Raw genomic sequence first — 8,973 nt, 5'->3', positions numbered from 1 at the left:
AAGGAGCGGGTGCTGCGTTGCATTCCTGGCGCTATCTCGCTCCCACCGGCGGGCACCTCCCGCCCTGGGAGGGGAGGTTGGGAGAGGGTGGCGGAGCGACGATCGGGATGACCGCTAGTGGCCAGTGCGCCACCCACCTTTCCAACCTGTCCGCGATTTCACCTTCCCGCAACGCCCCAGCAAGCCGAAGCAGATCAACCTCTCCCCATTGCTGATCACCAATTGGGAGACACCTCGATGATGCTGACTCGCGCCACCGTCCTCGCCGCCCTGGTCGCCGCGCTCGGGCTCACCGCCATGAGCCCGGCCTTTGCCGAGGGCCCCGACCGCCCCCGCAACGACAACCACCGCACTCTGGAGTTCCGCCGTGACGCCGCGGACGGTGCCTTCCGCTTCGCCGAATTCTCCTGCGGCAACGAAGCCGCGGACCGTCTCGAGCACCGCCTCGACCGCGTGGCCGGCAAGCTCAAGCTGACGGCGGAGCAAGAAAAGCTGTTCGAGAACTTCCGCACCTCGGCGCTCACCGCCCAGACCGATTTCGCCGACAAGTGCGACGCCCTCCGTCCGGACCGCGCGTCCGGCCAGTCCCACCCCGACCTGGTCCAGCGCCTCGAGCAACGCCTGAAGTTCAGCGAGGCCCGCCTCGCTGCGATGAGCGGACTGCTGCCGCAGTTCAAGGCCTTCTACGAGAGCCTCACCGACCAGCAAAAGCGCGAACTCGCCCCGCATGGCCGGATGATGCAGGGCGAGCGGATGCGGACGCCGGGTAATGGTTTCCACTACCGCGCCCCCGCGGGCGCGCCCGCCAACGGTTTGGACGGCTGAGCCACCTGCTGCCGGTCTGAGTCCCCAACGCGACCGGCAAGCAAGCCGTCCTCAGGAGAAGCCCCGGCACGACCTCCAGCCGGGGCTTCTCCGTCGTCGCCCATGACAATCGCCGGTGGCTGTGGACCCCCACCCCTGTCCCCTCCCCCCCTGAAGAAGGGAGAGGGAGACGCTTACACCAGCAGTAGTGTTTTGGGCTCCCTCCCCAGTAGGGGAGGGAACCGGGGCGGGGGTCCACAGCCACCGGCGCTTGGTGTGGCAGGCCTGCCAAGCCCCCTTATCCACACGTCGTGTTGCTCCCGTCATCCGCGTCCGCTAACCATCGGGCCTCCTTCCCGCGAGCGTCCCGATGACCGCCGACCTGCCCCTCGATACGAACCTGATCCGCGCCGAGTTCCCGGCCTTCCGCGAGCCGAGCCTCGATGGCTGGGCGTTCCTTGAGAACGCCGGCGGCTCCTATACTTCGCAGCAGGTGCTGAAGCGGCTCGATCACTATTACCGCGCCACCAAGGTGCAGCCCTACGGCTTCTACCCGGCCTCGCGCGAAGCCGGCGCAGCGATGGACCTCGCGCATCGCCGCATGGCGCAGGCGCTGAACGTCGGCATGGACTGGATCCATTTCGGTCCCTCCACCTCGGCCAACACCTACACGCTCGGCAACGCCTTTGCCGGCTGGCTGAAGCCCGGTGACGCCATCGTCGTCACCAACCAGGACCACGAGGCAAATTCCGGCGCCTGGCGCCGCCTTGCCGACCGGGGCATGGTCATCCGCGAATGGAAGGTCGACCCGCAGACCGGCCACCTCGATCCGGCCGCCCTCGACAAGCTGCTCGACAGCAAGGTCCGCGCGGTCTGCTTCCCGCACGCCTCCAACATCGTCGGCGAGATCAACCCGGTCGCCGAGATCGCCCAGAAAGCCAAGAGCTTCGGCGCCGTCACGGTCGTCGATGGCGTCTCCTACGCCCCGCACGGCCTCCCCGACCTGCTGTCGCTGGGCTGCGACATCTACCTGTTCTCGGCCTACAAGGTGTACGGGCCCCACCAGGGCGTCATGGCCGTCCGCCCCTCGCTCGCCTCCGAGCTCCCCAACCAGGGGCATTTCTTCAACGAGACCCAGCCGCGCAAGCGCCTCGTCCCCGCCGGTCCCGACCACGCCCAGATTGCCGCCTCCGCCGGTATTGCCGATTACCTCGAGCGCGTCGGCGAACTTGCCGGCGATCGCGTCGAAGGCGCCAACCCGTTCCGCAAGGCCCACGCCGCGATACGCGCCCAGGAAGAAATCCTCCTCGCCCCGCTGATGGAATTCCTGCGCTCGAAGAACAATGTCCGCCTCATCGGGCCGACCGACCCGAGCAAACGCGCGCCCACCGTCTCGCTCGCCCTCTCTGAACTCGCCATCGAAGCCGCCGACCGCCTGTCGCGCCACAAGATCATGGCCGGCGGCGGCCACTTCTATGCCTACCGCCTGCTCGAAGCCCTCGGTCTCAATCCCGGCCACGGCGTCCTCCGCCTCTCCTTCACCCACTACACCTCCCCCGCCGAGATCCAGCAGTTGATCGGGGCGCTGGACGCGGAGCTGAAGTAACGCGCGCCCGCCCTGCAGCCCTCGCCGGGGGCGCGGAAATAGCGTAAGTTGGCGCCCTCCTCTGAAGCAAGGAGGGCGCAATGGTTGACTTGAAACTCGAAGTCCTGGTGCTTCCGGTCTCCGATGTCGATCGGGCCAAGAGCTTCTATGAGAAGCTGCAGTTTCGCCTGGATGCGGACTTCCCCATCAAGGACGGCTACCGCATCGTGCAATTCACGCCACCCGGCTCCGAATGCTCGATCATCTTCGGCGAGGGCGTGAGCTCTGCAAAACCGGGCTCGGTGGAGGGCCTGCACCTCGTTGTCTCCGACATCGAGGCGGCGCGGGCGGAACTCATCTCGCGCGGCGCCGAGGTCAGCGAAATCTTCCACGATGAAACCGGGGGGTTTCACCATGCGGGTACCGTGGGACGGGTGGTCGGCTTTGCCGCCGGCCGCCGCGACTACGGCTCGTTCGCCTCCTTCAGCGATCCGGACGGCAATGGCTGGCTGCTTCAGGAGGTAAAAATGCGGGCTCCGGGAAGATGACCGACACTCCTTCGCCGCTGGGCGAACCCACCCTGACCGAAGTCCTGCTCGCCGCGCTCAAGGGCGCCGCCAAGGCTCACGGTGCCTACGAAGCCAAGGAGCTTGGTGGCGTCTACGACGACAACTGGCCGCAATGGTATGCCGAGCACATGACGCACGCCCTTGGCGAGGCCGGCTATCGACTCAGCCGGATCGACCCGCGCTCCGAGCCCGGAAAGACCTAGCTCCACCGCAACCGATCGATCACGCCCGCTGATCGCTCCCATCGCCAAAAACCGTTCGACGCACCCCCGCTTGGACGGCTACACAGCGCCGATGTCTCGTCCCCTCGCCGTCCTGCTGCTCATCATCACCACCATGTTGTGGGGCTTCGCGTTCGTCGCCCAGAAATCGGCGATGGCGACGATGGGCCCGCTGACCTTTTCCGCCGTGCGCTATGCGCTGGGGGCCATTGCCATCGCGCCGTTGGTCCTGTGGGAGCTGCGCCGCACCGGCAAGCGCCTCGCCCGGGCGGATTGGCCGGTGGTCGCCATCATCGCCATCTCCTTCTTCCTCGGCGTGTCGCTGCAGCAGATCGGGCTCACGATGACGACGGTGACCAACGCAGGCTTCCTCACCAGCCTCTACGTGCTGTTCGTCCCCCTCCTGGCGCTGGTCGTGTTCGCCCAAAAGCCCCACCCGATCGTCTGGGCCGGCGTGCCAATGGCGCTGATAGGGGTATTCCTCCTCAACGGCGCGCGCTTCGACGGCCTCAACCTGGGGGACCTGCTCGTCGTCTGCAGCGCCGTCGCCTGGGCGGTGCAGGTCTATCTCATCGGCACGGTAAGCAAGCGCACCGGCCTTCCGGTCACCATCTCCGTCATCTGCTTTGCCACCACGGCGCTGCTTTCGGCAATCGGCTCAGCCGGATTCGAGACGCCGAACCTCGCCGCCATCGGCGATGGCTGGATCGAGATCCTCTACGCCGGCCTGCTATCGACCGCCGTCGCCTTCACCCTGCAGGCGGTGGCCCAGCAATACGTGCCACCCGCCAACGCCGCCATCATCCTCTCGGCCGAGGGACTGTTTGCGGCGCTCGGGGGCGCGGTCGTCCTCGGTGAGCGGCTGCCGCTGATCGGCTATGTCGGCTCCGCCCTGATCTTTGCCGCGATCGTGATGGTCGAGCTGGTTCCGGCGCTGCAGCAGAAGAAGGCAGCGCCGGTGCTTGTCCAATAGCAGTACCGGCCACCAGGTCAGGCGGGCCTACTGCACCCGCGTCAGTTCGATCTCGCGGCACACCACGATATAGGCGCACGCCTTGACGTGGATTGTGTTCTCTCCCCTCAGCGTCAGCGTCGCGTCGCCGGTCTGGCCGAACAGGGTGAGCTTCCCCTTCCAGCGCCCCGCGCCGCTCGGCTTGGCCTTGTCGATCAGGTAGGTGCCGAGATAGGGCCGGTTCTTGTCCGTATCCATGTTGCCGCGCAACGCCACCACCTTGATGCAGAGCTGGGCGTTGTCCTTGCCGCACATGCTCACGTCGTAGTCGGAGTTCTTGTCAGGGCGCCACATGCCGGTCACGTCGACGCTCTGCGCCAGGCTCGGCGCGGCCATTCCCGCGACCATCGCCAGCGCCAATCCCACCTTGAAAAAGGAATTCATATGCCTCTCCCGCAGCCCTGCCCGCAGCCTATCCGCTATGGGCCGAAGATGTCGCCATTATGATAACGGCCGTCATCTGCTTGTCACGTCGTCTCAATAGCTTGCGGGTGCTCGGGGCGCCGCCCTATTGCCCCTGAGTCTAGGCCAGTTGCTCCTGCCCAAGATCGGCAACTGGACGGTCCTTGTCAGCAGGACATGCCGCCAACACGTTTGTCCTGCGCCGAGCCCCAAATCGGCATTCTATCGGCCGCCCCCGTGAGGCGGCCGTATTTTGTTGAGAGATGCCGATTGGCCTCGCCGCCGTCCCATGCGTGCGGCATGAACACCCCATGGCCAAGCTCTACTTCTCCTATTCGACGATGAACGCCGGCAAGTCGACGCTCCTGCTGCAGGCATCCTACAACTATGTCGAGCGCGGCATGCGCACGCTTCTTTTCACCTCGTCGCTCTATGCCGAGGGCGACGTCGGTCTCATCGCCTCCCGCATCGGCATCTCCGCCCCCGCCGAGATGTTCGGCGACGAGGACGACCTGTATCAGCGCGTGAACGACCACATGCAGGAATCGAAGGTCGATTGCGTCTTCGTCGACGAGGCGCAGTTCCTCACCCCCGATCAGGTCTGGCAGCTCGCCCGTGTCGGCGACCGGCTCGATGTCCCCGTGATGTGCTTCGGGCTCCGGACCGATTTCCAGGGCAAGCTCTTCCCCGGCTCGTCCGAACTGCTCGCCATCGCCGACGAGTTGCGCGAGATCCGCACCATCTGCTTCTGCGGCCGCAAGGCGACGATGGTGGTCCGCCGCGATGCCGAAGGCGGCGCGCTCACCGAAGGTAATCAGGTCTCTATCGAGAAATCCGTCTATGTTTCCCTCTGCCGCCGCCACTGGGAAGAAGAAATCGGCCGCTGGCCGCCGAAAGGACCGAGGCATGAGCACTGAAGTCGCTGGCGCCTACCCCGCCGAATCCGCCGGCTCCGAGCCCGTCGGCACCCTCACCATCCGCACCCTCGCCATGCCCGCCGACACAAATCCGGCGGGCGACATCTTCGGCGGCTGGGTGATGAGCCAGATGGACATAGCCGGCGCCATCGCCGCGGTCGAGGTCGCGCGCGGCCGTGTCGTCACCGTCGCGGTCGAGGCGATGACCTTCATCGCCCCGGTGAAAGTCGGAGACATCCTCTGCGTCTACACCACCGTCGAGCGCGTCGGGAACACTTCGATCACCATCGAGGTCGAGGCCTGGGCCCGCCGCAATCGCATCGCCGACCGGGTCAAGGTCACTGACGGCCGCTTCGTCTACGTCGCACTCGACGAACAGGGCCAGAAGCGCGCCATACCGCGCTGACCGGAAACGGTTCAGCCTCCGTTCAGCCTCGATGTCGCATCACCTCCCCCGGACGCACCCGTCCCCGGTGGGGTGGCCTCCAGTCTGGGGATGATGGGGGAGGCGCCGCGCCGCAGCTCGCGCGCGGCGCCTTTCCGTCCAAGAATCGCATTGTCTCGCCTCGCGGTGCGAGCCGAACACCAGACATGGGGTCGTGGCGGGGCGCATGCAATCCGGCCAAACTTTCCCCGCCCTGTTGCAGCCGTACTCTTCCAACCGTCACGCCCGAAGGCTACGCTGCCGTCTTTGATGCGTTAGGTCCGGGGCATTTCGATGAAGCAGCTGTTCGCAAGCCTGTCCGCACTAGTGTTCCTGATCCTCGCCATGGGCACCGCCTCGGCCCAGACCGTAGGCACGCCCGCCTGGTCGATCCGCCCGCTTGTGCTGTTCGAGGGGCCCGGCAGGGACTACGACGTCACCGGCCAGATCGAAGGCCAGGTGCGAATCTATGTCGATCGCTGCTCGAAACTTTGGTGCCGCGTCCATGCCGGCGGCCAGGCCGGCTGGACCAGCCTATACGACGTCGCCTTCGGCAGGGTGGCGCGCGGCCCGCTGACCGGCCCGCGCCTCAACTACAAGTGGGGCGGCCCCGGGCAGGTCTGCCTTTACGAGGGCCACAACTACACCGGCAGCGCCATTTGCGGCAGGTCCGGCACGCGAATTCGCGATCTGCTGCTGCTCCATGCCGACAACCTCTACTCTTCGGTCACCATTGAAGGCGACGTCTCGGTCATGCTGTGCCGCGACCGTGACTTCCACAGCTATTGCGAACTCATGAACAACAGCGGGAACCTCCAGGGCTTCCTCGACAACAACGTGAGCTCTGTCCAGGTCTACTGATCTCCCCTCGCCGGAACCGGTCCCGCCCCGGCGGACTCCCGGGCATTCAGGGACCTGAGGCCAAACGCCGCCGCTTCGGGCGGCGTTCGCATTTCAGGCGCAATCGGACCGCATCCGGTGGAACTTCGCTGCCGGGTCAGCCGTTTAGCCCCGCGGCGATTCTAACCCCAAGAAAACGCCCCCAGCGTCAAACGAGAGGAACCTCCATGAATCCCATCAAATTGGCCGGAGCAGCCGGGCTGCTGTTCGGTGCCCTGTTCTTTGCCGGCGCGGCCAACGCGGCCGTCGCCACCAGCACCGTCAACGTCCGCAGTGCTCCGGTGAACGGCGCCGTCGTCGACGTCCTTCGCCCCGGCCAGCAGGTCGAGGTCGACCGCTGCAGCGGCGGCTGGTGCTACGTCATCAAGTCCGGCCCCGATGGCTGGGTTTCCGCCAGCTTTCTCAGCGAGGACGACACCGGCTTCGAGGACGACAACATCGACGCCCCCGTCCTCAACCGTCCGAGCCAGCCCGACGTGAGCATCGGCTTCAACATCCCCGGCTTCCGCTTCCAGGTCGGCTCCGGCGGCTTCGACGTTCGCCCGGGCCGTCCCGGCGGCAACCGCGATCGCGTGTGCTTCTACGAGAACACCAACTTCCGTGGCGACAGCTTCTGCTCGCGTCCGGGCGAGCGCCTCGCGCGCCTCGGCCGCTGGGATGAAGATATCTCGTCCATCGAGGTCCGCGGCAATGCCGAGGCCCAGGTCTGCGAGCGGGCCAACTTCAATGGCCGTTGCGTCGTGATCTCGCGCAGCGTTCCGAACCTGCGCGGCGCCGACGACAACATCAGCTCGCTCCGCGTCCGCTAAGCGGTTCGAGCCAACCCACGAGAACGCCGTCCCGGCCGGGGCGGCGTTTTCGTTTGCCTGCCCCCCCGCAGTCCTGAACGTCACCTGCGGATCAGCGATGGTCGCCGACAGGCTCGGCACCAAGGCTGTTGGAAGGGTCCCCCTCCCCCTGCGGGGAGGGGACAGGAGTAGGGGTCCACTCGCACCGGCGTTCCTGCCCCGTCGCGAACCATGCTACCCTCCGCCGACATCAGCGGAGCCCTCCCCATTCCCGAATCCATCCACATCGGCGGCGCAGTCTACCTCCCGCTGGCCGAGCTCGATATCGACTACGTGCGCAGTCCCGGCCCGGGCGGCCAGAACGTCAACAAGGTGGCGACCGCCGCCCAGCTGCGCTTCGACCTGACGGGCTCGCCCTCGCTGCCCGAACCGGTGAAGCTGCGTGCCGCTGCCCTTGCCGGCAGCCGCCTCACCACCGAGGGCGTAATCGTCATCTCCGCCAGCCGCCACCGTACCCAGCCGCTGAACCGCGACGACGCCATCGAGCGCCTCGTCGCCCTGCTCCGCGCTGCCCTCACCCCGCCCAAGCCGCGCCGGCCCACCCGCCCGACCTATGGCTCGAAACAACGCCGCCTCGAAGGCAAGACCCAGCGCAGCACCACCAAGCGCCTGCGCGGCAAGGTGGATTTCTAGAGCATTTGATGTTTCGTTACGGAAGCCCGCAGCAAACGCCCCCTCTCTCCTGAGGGGAGCGGGTTGGGGTGAGGGGTTCAGCGGTCCAACGGGCGCTATCTCGCCGCAGTGAACAGCCCTACACCCCGAGCTTGTCCAGCGTTGGCTGAGTCAGCCGGCCGTTCGCCGTGAGCCCATTCGCCGCCTGGAACGCCTTCAGCCCAGCCCGGCTGCGCGCCCCGAAAATACCGTCGATCGACCCGTCATAGAGCCCCAGCGCCTCCAACTTCAGTTGCACCGACTTGAGCTGCGGAATCGACAGTGACACCTCGTTGAGCGGCGGTGGCGGCGGCGCGTTGCCGGTCAGCGGCCAGGCCACCAGCGATTGCACCTTTTCCAGCCAGTTGAAGCGGTCCTGCAGCCCGATCGTGCCGCCATTGATCCGCTTGGTCACCCCGACGAAATCGCCCGCGTCGCATTTCGCGTTGAGGTTCTTCCATTTCCAGAACGCGCAGGCGACGCGCAGCGCATGCTGCGGCTATGTCGGCGCATCGGGGTTGGCCACTAGGTTCAGCCCGTTCCCATCCGCCGCGTCCACCTGCTGGTAGCCGTCCTTGCCGGTGATCTGAATGAAGCCGCGGCCGCGGTATTTCCAGCCGTCATCGGGGGCCGTGTTGCC

General features: G+C 66.5%; 12 protein-coding genes. 10 read left to right on the top strand and 2 right to left on the bottom strand.

The window, feature by feature from the left end; genetic code table 11:
- The first annotated feature begins 237 nt into the window (after window positions 1–237).
- The 5 genes from JWQ89_RS15980 to JWQ89_RS15965 all read left to right on the top strand — a co-directional run bounded on the left by JWQ89_RS15980 (window position 238) and on the right by JWQ89_RS15965 (window position 4,152).
- Entirely contained in the window at window positions 238–825 is a 588-nt protein-coding gene (locus JWQ89_RS15980) for a Spy/CpxP family protein refolding chaperone (RefSeq protein ID WP_299642555.1), read from the top strand.
- A 349-nt stretch (window positions 826–1,174) separates the two neighbouring features.
- Entirely contained in the window at window positions 1,175–2,410 is a 1,236-nt protein-coding gene (locus tag JWQ89_RS15975) for an aminotransferase class V-fold PLP-dependent enzyme (RefSeq protein WP_299642554.1), read from the top strand.
- A gap of 80 nt (window positions 2,411–2,490) precedes the next feature.
- Window positions 2,491–2,937, top strand: coding sequence for a VOC family protein (locus JWQ89_RS15970; RefSeq protein ID WP_366144015.1), 447 nt, complete (start codon window positions 2,491–2,493; stop codon window positions 2,935–2,937).
- The gene (locus tag JWQ89_RS22550) at window positions 2,934–3,161 is read left to right on the top strand and encodes a hypothetical protein (RefSeq protein WP_366144014.1); all 228 of its coding nucleotides are present in this window, start codon (window positions 2,934–2,936) and stop codon (window positions 3,159–3,161) included. Before JWQ89_RS15970 ends, JWQ89_RS22550 begins: the two co-directional genes overlap by 4 nt.
- A gap of 91 nt (window positions 3,162–3,252) precedes the next feature.
- Window positions 3,253–4,152, top strand: coding sequence for a DMT family transporter (locus JWQ89_RS15965; RefSeq protein WP_299642552.1), 900 nt, complete (start codon window positions 3,253–3,255; stop codon window positions 4,150–4,152).
- Window positions 4,153–4,179: 27 nt separating this feature from the next.
- On the opposite strand, the gene JWQ89_RS15960 is transcribed toward JWQ89_RS15965, so the two are convergent.
- Window positions 4,180–4,575, bottom strand: a complete 396-nt coding sequence (locus JWQ89_RS15960; protein WP_299642550.1) for a DUF2147 domain-containing protein — start codon at window positions 4,573–4,575, stop codon at window positions 4,180–4,182.
- 329 nt (window positions 4,576–4,904) lie between these two features.
- Between JWQ89_RS15960 and JWQ89_RS15955 the strand changes: the two genes are divergently transcribed.
- The 5 genes from JWQ89_RS15955 to arfB all read left to right on the top strand — a co-directional run bounded on the left by JWQ89_RS15955 (window position 4,905) and on the right by arfB (window position 8,315).
- Window positions 4,905–5,510: a thymidine kinase gene (locus JWQ89_RS15955; RefSeq protein ID WP_299642548.1), complete on the top strand. Its 606-nt coding sequence runs from the start codon at window positions 4,905–4,907 to the stop codon at window positions 5,508–5,510.
- Window positions 5,500–5,916 carry an acyl-CoA thioesterase gene (locus tag JWQ89_RS15950; protein WP_299642546.1) on the top strand — a complete coding sequence of 139 codons (417 nt, stop codon included), beginning with the start codon at window positions 5,500–5,502 and terminating at the stop codon, window positions 5,914–5,916. Before JWQ89_RS15955 ends, JWQ89_RS15950 begins: the two co-directional genes overlap by 11 nt.
- Before the next feature lie 312 nt (window positions 5,917–6,228).
- A complete protein-coding gene (locus JWQ89_RS15945; RefSeq protein ID WP_299642544.1) occupies window positions 6,229–6,795 on the top strand; it encodes an SH3 domain-containing protein in 567 nt (188 codons plus the stop codon).
- Between the two features lie 206 nt (window positions 6,796–7,001).
- Window positions 7,002–7,643, top strand: a complete 642-nt coding sequence (locus JWQ89_RS15940) for an SH3 domain-containing protein (RefSeq protein WP_299642542.1) — start codon at window positions 7,002–7,004, stop codon at window positions 7,641–7,643.
- A 210-nt stretch (window positions 7,644–7,853) separates the two neighbouring features.
- Entirely contained in the window at window positions 7,854–8,315 is a 462-nt protein-coding gene (arfB, locus tag JWQ89_RS15935) for an alternative ribosome rescue aminoacyl-tRNA hydrolase ArfB (protein WP_299642540.1), read from the top strand.
- A gap of 118 nt (window positions 8,316–8,433) precedes the next feature.
- Here arfB and JWQ89_RS15930 read toward each other — a convergent pair whose 3' ends face one another.
- Complete coding sequence (locus JWQ89_RS15930) at window positions 8,434–8,748, bottom strand: peptidoglycan-binding domain-containing protein (protein WP_299642538.1); 315 nt, start codon at window positions 8,746–8,748, stop codon at window positions 8,434–8,436.
- Between the last annotated feature and the right edge of the window lie 225 nt (window positions 8,749–8,973).

This window comes from Devosia sp., from assembly GCF_028290645.1.
Taxonomy (GTDB): domain Bacteria; phylum Pseudomonadota; class Alphaproteobacteria; order Rhizobiales; family Devosiaceae; genus Devosia_A.
This window is presented reverse-complemented; position numbering and strand designations above follow the sequence as displayed.